This is a genomic window from Rhodococcus sp. DT1 (assembly GCF_049844875.1).
In the GTDB taxonomy this organism is placed as follows: domain Bacteria; phylum Actinomycetota; class Actinomycetes; order Mycobacteriales; family Mycobacteriaceae; genus Rhodococcus.
Window position 1 is genome coordinate 310476 of sequence record NZ_JBNCLW010000005.1, and the last position, 16770, is coordinate 327245.

General features: G+C 67.7%; 14 protein-coding genes. 9 read left to right on the forward strand and 5 right to left on the reverse strand.

The features are described 5' to 3' along the window. The first annotated feature begins 1 nt into the window (after position 1). The 3 genes from ACLQ3J_RS14770 (at position 2) to purM (ending at position 3288) form a co-directional block, all read left to right on the forward strand. A complete protein-coding gene (locus ACLQ3J_RS14770) occupies positions 2-388 on the forward strand; it encodes a sterol carrier family protein (RefSeq protein ID WP_169621289.1) in 387 nt (128 codons plus the stop codon). Between the two features lie 112 nt (positions 389-500). After that, the gene (gene purF / locus ACLQ3J_RS14775) at positions 501-2087 is read left to right on the forward strand and encodes an amidophosphoribosyltransferase (protein WP_169621288.1); all 1587 of its coding nucleotides are present in this window, start codon (positions 501-503) and stop codon (positions 2085-2087) included. Positions 2088-2214: 127 nt separating this feature from the next. Further along, a complete protein-coding gene (gene purM, locus ACLQ3J_RS14780; protein ID WP_296551457.1) occupies positions 2215-3288 on the forward strand; it encodes a phosphoribosylformylglycinamidine cyclo-ligase in 1074 nt (357 codons plus the stop codon). 249 nt (positions 3289-3537) lie between these two features. Here the strand turns inward: purM and ACLQ3J_RS14785 are convergent, their stop codons facing one another. From ACLQ3J_RS14785 to ACLQ3J_RS14800, 4 genes are all read right to left on the reverse strand, one after another. After that, positions 3538-3729 carry a DUF3073 domain-containing protein gene (locus ACLQ3J_RS14785; protein WP_072701946.1) on the reverse strand — a complete coding sequence of 64 codons (192 nt, stop codon included), beginning with the start codon at positions 3727-3729 and terminating at the stop codon, positions 3538-3540. A gap of 195 nt (positions 3730-3924) precedes the next feature. Beyond that, positions 3925-4881, reverse strand: coding sequence for an asparaginase (locus ACLQ3J_RS14790; RefSeq protein ID WP_425903725.1), 957 nt, complete (start codon positions 4879-4881; stop codon positions 3925-3927). Next, a complete protein-coding gene (locus tag ACLQ3J_RS14795) occupies positions 4878-5534 on the reverse strand; it encodes an MOSC domain-containing protein (RefSeq protein ID WP_425903726.1) in 657 nt (218 codons plus the stop codon). Before ACLQ3J_RS14795 ends, ACLQ3J_RS14790 begins: the two co-directional genes overlap by 4 nt. Further along, positions 5531-6661, reverse strand: a complete 1131-nt coding sequence (locus ACLQ3J_RS14800; protein WP_425903727.1) for a YgfZ/GcvT domain-containing protein — start codon at positions 6659-6661, stop codon at positions 5531-5533. The genes ACLQ3J_RS14795 and ACLQ3J_RS14800 overlap by 4 nt, the downstream gene beginning before the upstream one ends. 54 nt (positions 6662-6715) lie before the next feature. On the opposite strand from ACLQ3J_RS14800, the gene ACLQ3J_RS14805 reads away from it, so the two are divergent. The 6 genes from ACLQ3J_RS14805 (at position 6716) to ACLQ3J_RS14830 (ending at position 15943) form a co-directional block, all read left to right on the forward strand. Then, positions 6716-7570, forward strand: coding sequence for an aminodeoxychorismate lyase (locus ACLQ3J_RS14805; protein WP_425903729.1), 855 nt, complete (start codon positions 6716-6718; stop codon positions 7568-7570). Between the two features lie 264 nt (positions 7571-7834). Continuing rightward, positions 7835-9337, forward strand: a complete 1503-nt coding sequence (locus ACLQ3J_RS14810; RefSeq protein WP_378527950.1) for a cytochrome ubiquinol oxidase subunit I — start codon at positions 7835-7837, stop codon at positions 9335-9337. 12 nt (positions 9338-9349) lie between these two features. Then, positions 9350-10387, forward strand: a complete 1038-nt coding sequence (cydB, locus tag ACLQ3J_RS14815) for a cytochrome d ubiquinol oxidase subunit II (protein WP_169621281.1) — start codon at positions 9350-9352, stop codon at positions 10385-10387. After that, positions 10384-12129 (forward strand): thiol reductant ABC exporter subunit CydD, encoded by a 1746-nt coding sequence (cydD, locus tag ACLQ3J_RS14820; RefSeq protein WP_169621280.1) that lies wholly within the window; start codon positions 10384-10386, stop codon positions 12127-12129. Before cydB ends, cydD begins: the two co-directional genes overlap by 4 nt. Continuing rightward, positions 12126-13802, forward strand: coding sequence for a thiol reductant ABC exporter subunit CydC (gene cydC / locus ACLQ3J_RS14825; RefSeq protein WP_425903731.1), 1677 nt, complete (start codon positions 12126-12128; stop codon positions 13800-13802). The genes cydD and cydC overlap by 4 nt, the downstream gene beginning before the upstream one ends. Positions 13803-14161: 359 nt before the next feature. Next, positions 14162-15943 (forward strand): BCCT family transporter, encoded by a 1782-nt coding sequence (locus ACLQ3J_RS14830; RefSeq protein ID WP_425903863.1) that lies wholly within the window; start codon positions 14162-14164, stop codon positions 15941-15943. Here the strand turns inward: ACLQ3J_RS14830 and ACLQ3J_RS14835 are convergent. After that, positions 15940-16605 (reverse strand): FABP family protein, encoded by a 666-nt coding sequence (locus ACLQ3J_RS14835; RefSeq protein ID WP_169621279.1) that lies wholly within the window; start codon positions 16603-16605, stop codon positions 15940-15942. The genes ACLQ3J_RS14830 and ACLQ3J_RS14835 overlap by 4 nt on opposite strands. Between the last annotated feature and the right edge of the window lie 165 nt (positions 16606-16770).

Genomic DNA, 16770 nt, shown 5'->3' on the forward strand with positions numbered 1-16770 from the left:
CATGGCACCACGTAGAACTGTCGATCCCGCCGAGCTGAGAGCCGCACTCGACCGCGTCGAGCCGTGGGTCTCGGGACGCAGCGACGACAGGCCGGCCCGCGCCGATCTGGCGGCCGCGGTGCGGCTCAGCGCACGAACCCTCGAACAGATCGCACCCGGCTCCAGCGTCGAGGTGCGGGTGCCGCCGTTCGTCGCGGTGCAATGCGTCGAAGGCCCCCGGCACACGCGAGGGACGCCTCCCAACGTCGTCGAGACCGACGCACTCACCTGGTTACGTCTGGCGGTGGGCCGGCTCACGTTCGACGAGGCGGTCGCCGTAGGGTCGATCGACGCCTCGGGAAGCCGGGCCGGCGAGATCGCGCACTGGCTTCCGCTGCTCCGCTTGTGATGCCCGAATTGCGCGGTCCGCACCGCCCAAGCGGGGACGACGGTCGGAGTCCCGGCCCATGGCCCGTAGAATGAAACCGCCCCGCCCTTGTCCAGCCTCAGGGAGCACCTCCGTGACCAGTGCCGATCTGTCGGTTCACACACGTAATCTTCTCGCCTCCGACGAACCCGAGAACGAACCGCGCGAGGAGTGCGGCGTCTTCGGAGTGTGGGCTCCTGGCGAAGACGTGGCCAAGCTCACTTATTACGGCCTCTATGCTCTACAACACCGTGGCCAGGAGGCAGCGGGCATCGCCGTCGCCGACGGCTCGCAGGTCCTCGTGTTCAAGGACCTCGGTCTTGTCAGCCAGGTCTTCGACGAGCAGACGCTCGCCGCGATGCCCGGCCACATCGCGATCGGCCACTGCCGCTACTCGACCACGGGTTCGACGACGTGGGAGAACGCGCAGCCCATTTTCCGGACCACCGCGTCCGGTTCCGGGGTCGCCCTGGGTCACAACGGCAACCTCGTGAACACCGCGGCTCTGGCCGAACGCGGCCGCCGGCTCGGCGTGCTCGACCCGAAGCGTCCCGGCGCAGCGAACTCGGACTCCGACACCGTCGGGGCACTGCTGGCGCACGGTGCACGGGACAGCACCATCGAAGAAGCGGCCATGCAGCTGCTGCCGACCCTCCAGGGCGCCTTCTGCCTGACCTTCATGGATGAACACACCCTTTACGCGGCGCGCGATCCGTGGGGCATCCGGCCGCTGTGCCTGGGTCGCCTCGATCGTGGCTGGGTGGTCGCGAGCGAGACAGCGGCCCTCGACATCGTGGGCGCATCGTTCGTCCGCGACATCGAGCCCGGTGAGCTTCTCGCGATCGATGCGAACGGCGTGCGCTCGTCGCGGTTCGCCGCTCCCGAGCCCAAGGGCTGCGTGTTCGAATACGTGTATCTCGCCCGCCCGGACTCCACCATCGCCGGCCGGTCCGTCCACGCGACGCGCGTCGAGATCGGTCGCCGGCTGGCCAAGGAGCACCCGGTCGACGGTGACCTCGTCATCCCGGTTCCCGAGTCGGGTACGCCCGCCGCAGTCGGGTACGCGCAGGGATCGGGCCTGCCGTACGGCCAGGGCCTGATGAAGAACGCCTACGTGGGCCGCACCTTCATCCAGCCGAGCCAGACGATCCGCCAGCTCGGGATCCGGCTCAAGCTCAACCCGCTGCGTGAGGTCATCCGTGGCAAGCGGCTCGTCGTCGTCGACGATTCGATCGTGCGGGGCAACACCCAGCGCGCCCTCATCCGCATGCTTCGCGAGGCGGGAGCCCTCGAGATTCACGTCCGGATCGCGTCGCCGCCGGTGAAGTGGCCGTGCTTCTACGGGATCGACTTCGCGTCGCCGGCCGAACTCATCGCGAACGGTGCCGGTACCCGCGATCGCGACAACGACGACGAGCACGATTACGACCTGATGGTCGAGATGGTGCGACGCTCGATCGGAGCCGACTCGCTCGGCTACATCTCGATCGACGGAATGATCGGCGCTACCGAGCAGCCCGCAACCCGGTTGTGCGCTGCGTGTTTCGACGGCCATTACCCCATCCCGCTTCCCAACGGGCATGCGGTCGTCAAGGACTCGCTCGACGGCGTCGTCGACACGGATTCCCCGACCCCGACGGTCCTCGAGAACGCCAACGCAGACGTTCTGAGTCGGCCGTAGAACCTGGTCGGGTACCGTAAGTCCCGCGGTCGGCACTGTTCGGCGTGCGTTCTGCATGCCCCGTGACGGATACCGGCCACCCTTTATCAGTAGATCGAACACAACTCGAGGCTGGAGCCGACAACTCATGACCGAGGAGACAACCCCCGGAGCTTCCTACGCCGCAGCGGGCGTGGACATCGAGGCCGGTGACCGTGCCATCGAACTGTTCGCGCCGCACGCGAAGAAGGCCACCCGCCCGGAGGTGCTCGGCGGTCTGGGTGGGTTCGCGGGCCTCTTCGCGCTCAAGCGCGACTACAAGGAACCGCTGCTCGCGGCGTCCACCGACGGCGTGGGGACCAAGCTCGCGGTCGCGCAGGCGATGGACAAGCACGACACCGTCGGCCTCGACCTCGTCGCGATGGTCGTAGACGACCTCGTGGTGTGCGGCGCCGAACCGTTGTTCCTGCAGGACTACATCGCCGTGGGCCGCGTCGTTCCCGAGCGGGTCGCCGAGATCGTCGCCGGCATCGCCGAGGGTTGCGTCCAGGCGGGTTGCGCACTGCTCGGTGGCGAGACGGCGGAACACCCCGGCGTGATGGCCGACGGCGACTACGACATCTCCGCGACCGGCGTGGGCGTCGTGGAGGCCGACAAACTGCTCGGCCCCGAGCGGGTCCGTCCCGGCGACGTCGTGATCGCCATGGGCGCGTCGGGCCTGCACTCGAACGGATACTCGCTCGCTCGCAAGGTGCTGCTCGAGATCGGCAAGATGAGCCTGACCGCGCACGTCGACGAGTTCGGCCGCACCCTCGGTGAGGAACTGCTCGAGCCGACCCGCATCTACGCCAAGGACTGCCTCGCGCTCGCTGCCGAGACCGAGGTGCGTACCTTCTGCCACGTCACCGGTGGCGGTCTCGCCGCGAACCTCGCGCGCGTGATGCCGAAGGGTCTTGTCGCAGAACTCGATCGCACCACGTGGAGCCCGGCGCCGGTGTTCGGTCTCATCGCCCAGCGCGGCCGTGTCGAGCGCGCCGAGATGGAGAAGACGTTCAACATGGGCGTCGGCATGGTGGCGATCGTGGCTCCGGAGGACGTCGATCGCGCCCTCGCGGTGCTCACCGCCCGCCACATCGATTGCTGGACCCTCGGTACGGTCCGCCGGGCGCAGGACGGCTCCGACGATCGGGCGATCCTGGCGGGCGACCACCCGCGCTTCTGAGCCTTCACCACACAGGTCCGGTCCCTCACCCGATGGGTGGGGGACCGGACCTGTGTCGTGTGAAAGCTTGTGGCCGACTGTGTTTTCCCGCCTGCCGAACGAAGAGCGGTGCAGGAGGGGTAGCTACGCCGAAAGGTGGACCGTCGCGGCGTTACCACCGCTGGGCCCACTCGGTAAAAAGCCGACTACACCACTGACGGAGGGGGTGCCGAATTCTCGGCTGCCCCCTCCGTCAGAGAGAAAGGTGAGTCAACGACGAAAATCGTCGTCGTAATCGTCGTCCCAACCGGAACGCTGGTCTGCGAAGACCTCGTCACGCTGCGAGTTGGTTACACCGCCAGACAACTCTCGTTGGAGGTTCTCGAAGTCGGTGGACGGCGAGCTGTACTTGAGTTGCCGTGCAACCTTGGTCTGCTTTGCCTTAGCCCGGCCGCGGCCCATGACTAACCCCCTCGCGCTTTGACGGGGCGGCCTGGGGAAATTTGGCGGCCCCGGTGAGTTGAGTATTTTCCTGTGGCCCACTTTAGCGTGGAAAAGTCGGTTCCGCTCCCACGCACCTGTCCGGGCCGGTGTCCTTTACGTCTCAAACGGACCCGACCAGCGGCAATGAAGATCTCGCGTCGTGGAATGTGCCCTTCAGAACACCCCCGGGACGGCCCGAACGGTGCCGACGCGTACCCCGCCGCCCGAAACCGGCTGGGAGGCGAGCGTCGCGAGGACCTCCGCGTCACCGACACCGAGCCGGTGGAGCAGGGCCGAGGAAAGCGGTAGCCGGGCGCGTTCGTGGCCATCGTCGATCTTGAAGGCGAAGGAGGTTCCGTCCGGGAGCGCCCCGGCGTGGACCCCGTCCGCGCCGGCTTTGCACAGCAGACCCGGGACGGCACGCATCAGACTCAGATCGTCCTTGCCGGTGCCCGAGATGAGGAAGGGGTGTTCCCGGATCGCGTCGGCCACCGCGCGTTCGGGTGTGCCGGACTCGGCAGTGGCAAGACGCGCGTACGCACGCGCCAGATTGATCAGCGGTACCGGCACGATCGGCAGGCCGCAACCGTCGATGCCGAGATCCGCGTCCTCGATGTCTCCGGTGAGATCCGCGATGGTCGCGACGACGCTCTCCTGCAGCGGGTGGTGCGGGTCGAGATAGGTACCGGTGTCCCAGCCTCGGGCAGCGCACACGGCCAGCATCGCGGCGTGCTTGCCGGAGCAGTTCATGTACGCGGCGCGGGGTGCCCGACCCGCCGCGAGCACCTCGGCCCGGGCCAGTTCGTTGCCCGGCAGATCCTCCGGGCACTGCAGATCCTGCTCGCCGAAGCCGTGGGCGGTGAGAAGCTTCTCGACCAGCTCGACATGCTCGGTTTCGCCCTCGTGTGACGCTGTGGCGATGGCGAGTTCGGCAGAACTGCGCGGCACGAAACCCGACCGCAGCATCGCGACGGCCTGGAGAGGCTTGTTCGACGAGCGGGGATAGATCGGGGTGTGCACCTCGCCGAGGGAGACCACCACCTCACCCTGCGGGTCGAGCACGATCAGCGATCCGCGGTGGACGCACTCGCGGAAGCCCGACCGCACCACCTCGACCAGTTCGACGCTCACTGCTGTTCCGCCTTCCGGCCGGCGATCCGCCGGCGTGCCTTCTCCGCCACTGTCGGCGCGAGATCGTCTTGCTGGTCGAGCATCACGGTGAGCCGTTCCGGGTCACGGCCGGTGAACAGGTCCCGCACGGTGACGCCGTGACCGGGGACGTCCTCGACGGTGATCGTGTCGCCCGCCCGGACGGATCCTTCGGTGATCACCTTCAGGTACGCACCGGTGTCCGCACGCGCGGTGAAGCGCGCGCCCCAGCGCGGTTCCTCCGACCAGTTCCCGAACGTGCGGCACGGCGTGCGCGGTCCGGTGATCTCGAGCAGCAGGCCGCCGTCTCCGACCCGCCAGCGTTCCCCGATGACGGCGTCGGTCGGCGACATGCCGCTCACCCGGAGGTTTTCGCCGAACCATCCGACGGGAAGGTCGCGGCCGAGTTCGGCCGCCCAGCGGCGAGCCTCGTCGTCCCCGTACGCGTAGACCGCTTTGTAGCGGCCGCCGTGGTTGGCGGTGTCGCACTGGCGATCGCCGGCGAGACCGGACTCGCCGACGTGGACCTCACCGTCGACGGGTCGTTTGTCGATGGCGGTCACCGGGACGCGCCGCAGTCCGGTGTCGCGGAGCGCGTGCACGACGCACACCGCCTCGACCCGGCCGGCGGTCACCGGCCGCGCAACCGCTCGACGGCCTGCCTTCCGGCCTGCACGGTGTCGTCCTGCGGTATCGAGTCCGGATCGATCGACGCGGCACACGGACCGGCGACGAGCGGCGTGTCCGGGGTGATGGTGCGTTTGACGAGCGCCAGCGCGACGGGACCGAGTTCGAAATGGTCCACGATGGTGCCGATCCGCCCGACCGTCCTGCCGCCGGCCGTGACGGCGTCGCCGGTCTCGGGCCGTCCGTCCGCCGAGCCGTCGAGGTGCAGGAGGACCAGGTGCCGTGGCGGCTTGCCGAGGTTGTGGACCCGCGCCACGGTCTCTTGACCCCGATAACAACCCTTGTCGAGGTGCACGGCTCCGTGCTCCCCGGGCCCACCGATCCACCGCACCTCGTGCGGGATGGTGCGGTCGTCGGTGTCGATGCCGATGCGGGGCCGCAGGGCGACCACCCGCAGCGCGTCGTAAGCCCACGTACCTGCCGGGCGTGCGCCGGCGGACACGAGGGCGGTGAACGTCTCGACGAGCCGGTCACGGGGAATCAACAGGTCGTAGGAATCGTCGGTGGGCCAGGGCATCCGTCTGACGAACCCGCCGCCCGGGAGTGCGACTGCCGCGTAGGGCTCCGCCGGCAGGGCCTCGAGACCGAGGACGCCGAGGATGCCCGGGCTGCCCGCCTCGGGCCCCAGGAGGGACAGGACGGCCATGTCGTTGCCGTCCCGCGGTTCGGCCTTCGACCAGAACACCATCTTGGTCAGGAATCCGAGAAGGTCCGGTCCGCGGCTCGGTTCGGTGTCGATCCACGTGACACCGTCGAGGTCGGTCTGCACGAAGTGGTGTTCGACCCGGCCGTTCACGTCGAGGCTGAGGTTCTCGGCGGACGTACCCGGGGGCAGCGCGGCGACGTGCTGGCTCGTGATGGTGTGCAACCACGACAGGCGTTCGTCGCCGGAGATGGCGATGACGTACCGCGTGGAGCGGTCGACGATCGCCGCGCCGGTGGTCGCGGCGCGTTGTTCGCCGAGGGGGTCACCGTAATGCCAGGCCGAGCCCTCGTCGGGGGTGCCAGGGGGTGACGCGACTGCGTCGGGAACGGTGAGGAGACGGCTCTCGGACACGATCGGAATCTCGGTCACGACAACAGTCTATGGGGAAGTGGCCGCGTGTTCGCCACTCGCTAGGCTGGAAGCATGGCTGATCGGGTGCTGATGACGCTGGACGGCGAGGTGCGGGACCTCGACGCTCCTCTGGTGCACGCCGATGACATCGGAGTGCTGCGCGGCGACGGGGTGTTCGAGACGCTGCTCGTCCGTGGTGGGCGGGCCTGCGCGATGGAACTGCACCTTGCCCGGCTCGCGTCGTCCGCGGAGGCACTCGCTCTCCCCGAACCCGATCGGGCCGAGTGGCGTGCAGCCGTGGACCTCGCGGTGGAGAAGTGGGGCGGGGACCGGGAGGGGGTCCTCCGGCTCGTCTACACCCGCGGTCGCGAAGATGCCGGCTCTCCGACTGCTTTCCTGCTGCTGACTCCCGTTCCGGAACGGGTGCTGCGGACGCGGCGCGAGGGTGTGTCGGTGGTGACTCTCGAGCGCGGGTACTCCGTCGACGTCGCGCGGACCGCTCCGTGGCAGCTCATCGGGGCCAAGACCTTGTCCTATGCGACGAACATGGCGGCTTTGCGTCACGCGGAGGCGCTGGGCGTCGACGACGTGATCTACACGAGCAGCGAGGGGTACGTGCTCGAAGGTCCCCGGTCGACGGTCGTGATCGCACGGGGGCGCACCCTTCTCACGCCGCCCGCCGAGATGGGCGTCCTGCCGGGCACCACGCAGCAGGCGCTGTTCGACGTTGCGGGAGACCACGACTTCGCCGTGCGCTACGAGCCGTTGCGTCCCGCCGACCTGATCGTGGCGGACGGAGTGTGGCTTGTGTCGAGTGTGTCGCGCGCCGCCCGGGTGCACACGCTCGACGGGCACCCGCTGTCGGTGAGGTCACTCGCCGGCACGGTCGAGGAACTGGTCGACAAGGCCGTGGACGCCGCATCCTGAGTGAGGGCCGAAAGGCCCTTCCACCAGCGACGAAAGACCCATTTGTGCGGGTTTTCGGTGGAGAAAACCACCTTCTGCGCGAGGTGTGAGGTGTATCCCGTGTGGTCAACGACACGGCTGGTACCGAGGGCCCGAAACTTCTACTACATTTTGTAGTAACAAGGCCGAATCGTGCTTTCGCGCGGCCAAGTGTCCGAAATCGGAGCGTCGGCCCGCGCCCTGGATTCGGGCTTCCTCGTATTCGGGTCTCACCTCGGAGTGGCAATGGACGTCTTGGATCTGTCCCGGTGGCAGTTCGGGATCACGACGGTGTATCACTTCATCCTCGTCCCGCTCACCATCGGTCTCGCGCCGCTGGTCGCGATCATGCAGACGATGTGGGTGGTCACCAAGAAGGATCACTGGTATCGGCTGACGAAGTTCTTCGGGAAGATGTTCCTGATCAACTTCGCGCTCGGCGTCGCCACCGGCATCGTGCAGGAGTTCCAGTTCGGCATGAACTGGAGCGAATACTCCCGCTTCGTCGGTGACGTCTTCGGAGCGCCACTCGCCCTCGAAGGGCTGGTCGCCTTCTTCCTCGAATCCACCTTCCTCGGATTGTGGATCTTCGGCTGGTCGCGCCTGCCCAAACTCGTCCACCTGGCGACCATCTGGCTCGTCGCCATCGGCGTCAACGCGTCCGCGTACTTCATCATCGTGGCCAACTCGTTCATGCAGCACCCGGTCGGTGCCACCTACAACCCCGAGACCGGTCGCGCCGAACTGACGAGTATCTGGGAACTGCTCACCAACAACACCGCGCTGGCGGCATATCCGCACGCCGTGGCCGGTGGGTTCCTCACTGCCGCCACGTTCATCGCCGGCATCGGCGGTTGGTGGATGGTACGGAACATGCGACGTGCCAAGGAGATCCGTGCGTCCGAGCCGGAGGAAGCCCAGCAGCTCGAGAACGACGCCCGGGGACTGTTCCGCCCGGTGACGCGTCTCGGCCTGGTGGTGATGCTCATCGCGGGTGTCGCCCTGTTCGTCACCGGCGACGTCCAGGCGAAGCTGATGTTCGAGCAGCAGCCGATGAAGATGGCCTCGGCAGAGTCGTTGTGCAACACCGAAACGGACCCGAACTTCTCGATTCTGACGCTCGGCACCCACAACAACTGTGACGGCGTCGTCCACGTGCTCGAGATGCCCTACGTGCTGCCGTACCTCGCCCAGGGCGAATTCTCGGGCGTGACGCTGCAGGGTGTCGAAGACCTCCAGGCGCAGTACGAGGAGCAGTTCGGCCCGGGCAACTACACCCCCAACCTGTTCGTCACCTACTGGTCCTTCCGCGCGATGATCGGCCTCGCCGCCGGCTCCGCCGCACTCGCGCTCGCGGGCTTGTGGGTCACGCGGCGTGGACGCGTACCCGACCAGAAGTGGTTCGCGAAACTCTCGCTCATCGCGATTCCCACACCGTTCCTGGCCAACAGTGCCGGATGGATCTTCACCGAGATGGGGCGTCAGCCGTGGGTCGTGCACCCGAACCCCACGGGAGTGGACATGATCCGGCTGACCGTCGAGCAGGGCGTCTCCGATCACCCCTCCGCGACCGTCCTGACGTCGCTGATCGCGTTCACCGTCGTCTACGCGGCCCTGGGTGTGGTCTGGTTCTGGCTGATCCGTAAGTACGCGAAGCAAGGCCCGCAGCCGCACGACGCGCAGCCACCCGGCACCGACGACGACACCGACGACGACACAAAGCCGAAGCAGTTGTCCTTCGCGTACTAGGAGAGATCTCTGATGGGACTCCAAGAAGTCTGGTTCATCCTGATCGCGGTTCTGTTCACGGGATACTTCATCCTCGAAGGCTTCGACTTCGGTGTCGGTATGCATTTCCCCGTGCTCGGCCGCGGTAAGACCGAGAGTGCCGACACCCGTCGCCGGGTTCTGCTCAACACCATCGGCCCGGTGTGGGACGGCAACGAAGTGTGGCTGATCACCGCCGGCGGCGCATTGTTCGCCGCGTTCCCGGAGTGGTACGCAACCCTGTTCTCCGGGTTCTACCTTCCGTTGCTGCTGATCCTCCTGGCCCTGATCGTCCGGGTGTGCGCGATCGAGTGGCGCGGCAAGATCGACGATCCGGTGTGGCGGCGACGCTGCGACTGGGGCATCATCTTCGGCTCCTGGGTTCCGGCCGTGCTGTGGGGCGTCGCGTTCGCGAACATCGTGCGCGGCGTGGCGATCGACGCCGACAAGCAGTACGTGGGTGGATTCTTCGCCCTGCTCAACCCGTACGCACTGCTGGGTGGCGTCACCACAGCTCTGGTGTTCGCGTTGCACGGCGCGGTGTTCATCGCGCTGAAGACCTCCGGTGACATCCGCACCGACGCGGTGAAGCTGTCGCGCCGGCTGTCCGTCCCGACCGTTCTGGTCGCGGGGGCGTTCGTGGTGTGGACCCAGCTCGCCTACGGCAAGACCTGGACGCTGATCCTCGTCGCCGTCGCTGCTGCCGCACTGCTCGCCGTTGTCGCGCTGGTCGCCGCCGAACGCGAGGGCTGGGCTTTCGTGTTCACCACCGTGGCCATCGCGGCGACGATCGTGCTGCTGTTCGCGGCACTGTTCCCGAACGTCATGCCGTCCACCCTCGATCCGGCGTGGTCGCTGACCATCGAGAACGCGTCGTCGAGCGCCTACACACTGAAGATCATGACGTGGGCCGCCGTCGCCGTCACGCCCGTGGTCCTGCTCTACCAGGGGTGGACCTACTGGGTGTTCCGCCAGCGGATCTCGACCTCGCACATCCCGCCGTCCATCGGTCTGAAGATCGGCACCAAATGACGGTTGCCGCTGCCACCGTTCCCGCCGGCGCCGAGAAGCGCCGGCGGGGACCGATCGACCCACGGCTGTGGCGATACTCGGCATCGGCACGGGGGTACCTCGCCCTCACCGTTCTGACGTCGCTGGTCGATGTCGTGATGGTGGTGGTGAGCGCCCTGATGATCGGCACGGTGCTGGCGGGGGTCATCACCACCGATGCCCGCACCCTCGGTGACTGGCGCACCGAATTGCTCGTCCTCGCGGGGGCAGTCGCCGTGCGTGTGGTCGCCACCTGGCTGCACTCCCGGTACGCGCATCGTTCGGCGAGCCGCGTCATCGCCGAACTCGAGAGCGAGGTCCTCGACGCGGCCGCGACCCTGCCGCCCCGAGAACTGGATCCGCGTCGCGACGAGATCGCCACCGTGCTGACCCGAGGGCTCGACGGCCTGCGCGACTACCTCACCGGCTACCTGCCGGCTCTGATCCTGGCGGTCACGCTGACGCCTGTCACGATCGTCGTCATCGCCCTGCACGACCTCACGTCGGCGATCATCATCATCGTCACGCTGCCGCTGATCCCGATCTTCATGATCCTCATCGGACTGCTCACCAAGGGCAAAGCGGACCGCACGCTCGACGCGATGACCACCCTCTCGTCCCAGTTGCTCGACTTGCTCGCAGGTCTGCCCACCCTCCGCGCGCTCGGCCGCGAGCAGGGCCCTGCCGCGCGGGTGCGCGAACTCGGCGAGGACCACCGGCGCACCACGATGTCGGCGCTGCGCGTGGCGTTCCTGTCCGGCACCGTTCTGGAATTCCTCGCCACACTCTCGGTGGCGCTCGTCGCCGTGACCATCGGCATGAGATTGGTCTACGGCGGGATGCCGCTCGAAGCCGGCATCATCGCGTTGATCCTCGCGCCGGAGGCGTACTTCCCGCTCCGCACCGTCGGAGCGAAGTTCCACGCCGCGGAGAACGGCACGGCCGCGGCGGATCGAGCATTTGCGATTCTGGCTGTCGCTCCCGAACGGACCGCCCCCGAACACACCGCGCACGAACCGGCGCCGGCGGGCACGGAGCACCGCGCCACGGTGGCGGGTGAACCTGTCTCCGCCGCTGGGCGCGAGATCGTCTTCCGGAACGTCAGCGTTGCGGGCCGGGACGGGTTCGCTCCCTACCGGCTCGATGCGGAGTGCCGGCCCGGTGAGGTCACCGTACTGACCGGAGAGAACGGCTCCGGGAAGTCGACCGCGCTGCTCGCCCTCCTCGGACTCACCGAGGTGGCGGAGGGAGACATCACCGTCGACGGGCGGCCCGTAGCCGGCGACGAGGCATGGTGGAACGAGGTGGCATGGCTCCCGCAGCACCCCGTGCTGCTGCCCGGAACGCTCGCCGACAACCTCCGGCTCACCGGCGTCGACCCTGCCGATCCGAACCTCGGTACAGTCTGCGCGACAACAGGTTTCGACTCGGTACTCGCGGAGCTTCCCCAGGGATGGGAGACGGTCGTCGGGTCCGGAGGCAGCGGACTGTCCCTGGGACAGCGCCAGCGGCTCGCTCTCACGCGCACGCTCGCGTCGTCGCGGCCCGTGTTGTTGCTCGACGAACCCACCGCGCACCTCGACCCCGACACCGAGACAACCGTGCTCGACGCCCTGACCGCACTCGCCCGCGACGGCCGCACCGTCGTGATCGTGGCGCACCGCCCGAGTCTGCTGGCCATCGCCGACCGCATCGTCGAGGTCCGCCCGGGAGGTGCATCATGACCGCATCGTCGGATCTGCGCCGTGCGATGGCGCTGCTCGAACTCGAACCACGGCGGGTCGCGCTCGCGATTCTTGCGGGCGTGGCGACCCTGGGTAGTGCGCTCATGTTGTCGGGGCTGTCGGCCTGGCTGATCATCAGAGCCTGGGAGATGCCGCCCGTACTGGACCTCACGGTCGCCGTCGTCGCGGTGCGCGCACTGGGCGTCGCGCGCGGTCTGTTCCGCTATCTCGAACGACTCGCCACGCACGAGACCGCGTTGCGCGGCATGACGTCGGCCCGGTCCCGTCTCTATCAGCGGCTCGCCGACGGTGACCCCGCGGCGTCGGCGGGCCTGCGGCGCGGTGATCTCCTCGCACGCACCGGCGCCGATGTCGATGCACTGGGAGACGTCGTCGTCCGGGCACTCGTCCCCATCGCCGTCTCCGCCGTGCTCTCGTCCGCCGCCGTCATCGTTCTCGCGGTGATCTCTCCGGCCGCCGGAGCCGTGCTCGCCGTCGCGCTGCTCGTCGCGGGCGTGCTGGCGCCGTGGCTGTCGGCACGGGCCGCAACGCAAGCGGAGACCGACGGCGACGACGCTCGTAACCGGTTCGCCCACGACGCCGTGACCGTGCTCGATCACGCGGCGGAACTGCGGGTCTCGGGCCAGCTCGACCGCGCGTCCCGGCGCGCTCGGGCGTCGGGCGTCGAGGCCGTGCGTGCCACCGACAGGTCCGCCGTCCCGTCCGCGTTCGCCGACGCGGCCGCACCCCTCGCGGTCGGAGCGAGCGTCCTCGGAGCCTTGCTGATCGGTATCACGGTGTTCGGGTCCGGTCCCGCCGCGATGAGCCCCACGACGCTGGGCGTCCTCGTCCTGCTGCCCCTCGCCGCGTTCGAATCGACCTCGGTGCTGCCCGCGGCGGCGCAGACCCTCGTCCGGGCGCGGATCGCGTCCCGGCGGATCAACGACCTGCTCGATCGCGCCGACCGGTCGGTCCCGCACGGCGACCGCCCTGTCGACGGACCGGGACGGCTTCGCGCCGACAACCTGCGGAGCGGGTGGCCCGGCGGTTCCGCGACGAACCCTGTGACCCTCGACCTGGCTCCCGGTGCCCGCGTCGCGCTGGTGGGAACGAGCGGCAGCGGCAAGACCACGACGTTGATGACCCTGGCCGGGTTGCTGAGCCCGGTCTCGGGCAGCGTGACGCTCGACGGTGTGCCCCTGGAAGAACTCGAGCCCGCGGCGCTGCGCCACCGTGTCGGATTCTTCGCCGAGGACGCGCACGTCTTCGGCACGTCGGTCCTCGAAAATCTGCGCGTCGCGCGCGGTGACGTCGACGAGAGCGAGGCGTACTCCGTGCTCGAGGCGGTGGGGCTCGGACCGTGGGTGGCAGGGCTACCGGAGGGCCTGCACACCGTGCTCGAAGCCGGCGCGAGGGCGCTCTCCGGCGGCCAGCGAAGGCGACTGCTGCTGGCCAGGGCACTGCTGTCGCCCGCGCGGATCCTGCTGCTCGACGAACCGGGGGAGCACCTCGACGCCGACGACGCGGCCCGTCTGCAACGCCGCCTGCTCGACCGGGACGCGGGTCTCGTCGACCCCGAACGCACCGTGGTGGTGGTGACGCACCAGCTGCCGTCCGATACCGCCGCCGACGTCGTGATGCACGTCGAGAAAAATACGTTGCCGACTGCGTGAGCCGGGCGTACCTTCGCTGGTACACGAGGAAGGAGGTGGTCTGAAAGTGAGTTTTCTTCGGACATGTGAGGTGGCTGCCCGCTAGCCGCTCGTCGACGACAGCGTTCTCCGACCGCGAGCGGCCGGCGAATACCAGGTAGTCACCCGACCCCCGAGTCCCCGGATCGTCCCACCGGGCTCGTCGAGTCCCGGATCTCCTCCGGCTCGCCGAGACGACTCGGGGGTCGTTCGTGTCTCGGGGCCGCTGGGTGGGAAGGCACGAGATCCCCGTGGACACGACCCCGCGGGTAACGAGATCCCGTATGTGACGAGACCCATGTGTAGTGAGAGCTACGAACGGGGTAGACCGTGACGTGCCGATCCTGACAAAAGCCCACGACGCCCTCCGTTTACGCACGTCACCAGGCGTCTTCTTCACCTCCGCGCTGATATCGCTGGTGTTCGTCGTCCTCACGGTTGCCTTCACGACCACGGTCGACAACGTGTTCAGCACGGCGTCGGGCTGGATCATGACCAACCTCGGATGGTTCTACATCCTGGGCGTCACGACGTTCCTGATCTTCCTGGTGATCATTGCGCTGACGCACTACGGACGCGTCCGGCTCGGCGGCGACGACGAGCGTCCCGAGCACTCCACCCTCGCGTGGTTCTCGATGCTCTTCGCGGCGGGAATCGGCACGATCCTGATGTTCTGGAGCGTTGCGGAACCGATCTCCCATTTCGCGAATCCTCCACAGCAGGACGTGGCGCCGGAATCCGAGGCGGCCGCGCGTGAAGCAATGGGCTTCACGCTCTACCACTTCGGATTCCACACGTGGGCGATCTTCGCACTGCCGGGTCTGTGCTTCGGTTACTTCATCTACAAGCGCAAGCTCCCGCCCCGTGTCAGCTCGATCTTCGCGCCCCTGCTCGGCGGGCGGATCTATGGTCCGATCGGCAAGACGATCGACGTGGTTGCGATCATCGGCACGATCTTCGGCGTCGCGACGTCCGTCGGCCTCGGTACGCTCCAGATCAACGCCGGCCTCGCCCAGCTCTTCGGACTCGAGGAGTCCGGCATCATCCAGATTGCGCTCATCGCCCTCGTCACTGTCATGGCGGGCATCTCGGTGGCTCTCGGTCTCGACAAGGGCATCAAGCGGTTGTCGAACTTCAACATCGGCCTCGCGGTGATGCTTCTGATCTTCGTCCTGGTCACCGGCCCCAGCCTGTTCCTGCTCAAGGGGATGATCGAGTCGGTCGGCATCTACGCCGACACCCTGCCGAACCTCGCGTTCTGGAACGACACGTTCGCCGACTCCGGCTGGCAGAACACCTGGACGGTGTTCTACTGGGCCTGGACCATCACCTGGTCGCCGTTCGTCGGCATCTTCATCGCGCGCATTTCGCGCGGCCGGACAATCCGCGAATTCGTCGCCGGGGTGCTGGCTCTGCCGGTGCTCTTCTCCGTCATCTGGTTCAGCATCTTCGGGATGGGTTCCTTCCACATCGAGCTCGAGGGTGACGGGGGTCTTGTCGAACGTGTCGTCGACGCAGGCGACATCCCCGGTGCGCTGTTCGAATTCCTCGGCAACTTCCCGCTTACAGGGCTGGTGTCGGGCATTGCGATCCTGCTGGTGGTGATCTTCTTCGTCACTTCGGTGGACTCGACTGCCATGGTCCTGGACATGATGTCCGGCGGCACCGAAGGGAAGGCACCCATGCATCAGCGGCTGTTCTGGGCCGTGATCATGGGCCTCGTCGCTGCCACCATGCTCGTCGCGACTGGTAAGGACGGACTGGACGCGCTACAGCAGGTGATCACCGTGGTCGGTCTGCCCTTCTTCGTGATGGGCTTCGTCATGATGTACAGCCTGGTACGCGGTATCCGCGAGGATCTCGGTGAACTCCCCGAACCCGTCACCCGGCAGTGGACCGAAGTCAAGACCGCCGAGGACCTCGAGGCTGCGGCAAGCCGTCCGGCGCCGGAGGTCGTGGTCGTGACCAGGGCGATTCCGGACGACGGTGACGATCGTGGCGAGGCAGGAAGCGACGCAGCGGAACACGGCACGGTAGTACACCGGCCGGCACCGGGGGAGACGAACGGTTCAGGCTCCGTACGAGCGGCCATGGGGGACGACTCGTCGTCGGACGCTCGTTAGCCGACGTGGCGTGCGAGCCGCGCAGACATGCGCGGCCGCATGTCGCCGTCGGGGGTGACGCGTTCCTCGACGTAGGCGAGGTCGCCGCCCTCGACGATGCCGTACAGGCGCTTGGCGCCGCCCACGACTTCGCCGGACCGGGTCCGGATCACCACGTCGGTGGCGAGTTCCCACGACGACTGGGTCAGGGCGGTGCCGTAGTACAACTCGACGACACCGGAACTGTGGGTGAGCAGCAGTTCGAGGGTTTCGGGGTCGTCGCTGTCGGGGCCGCCTGTACCGGCGACGCGCCAGAATCCGCTTTCGCGACGGTCCTCGGCGACGTAGTCGCCGTTCTCGTCGAGACGCCACGAGCGGGCTTCCCATACGAGATAGTCGCCGCCGTTGTGCGCGACGACGATCTGCTGACCGAACGGGTAGTCGGTGGCGGTTTCGGGGTCGTGTGCCTCACCCTCGCCGCGCCACACGCCCACCAGTGGAAGGAGCGCGAGCAGGGCAGGGTTCAGATCGGCGCCGCGCCGCAGGTTTGCGGTGTCGTCGACGCCGGGCAGACCGGACAGGACGGGGATATTCAGCTCGGCGGTGACCCGCGCACGCTCTGCGGCCTGCGCTATGGCCTCGTCGCCGCTACGCCGAGTACCGCCGTCCGACTGGTCCGTCATGACCCGTCGGAGACCAGACGGTAGATGGTGTACAGCGCGAACCAGGTGATGAGCACCGCTGCAAGGACCAGCAAGAGTTCGAAGAAGATGACCACGGGGTCATTCTAGACTGCACCGGCTTCGCTTCACGACAAAGGGCCTCGCTCCCGGTGATCGGGGGCGAGG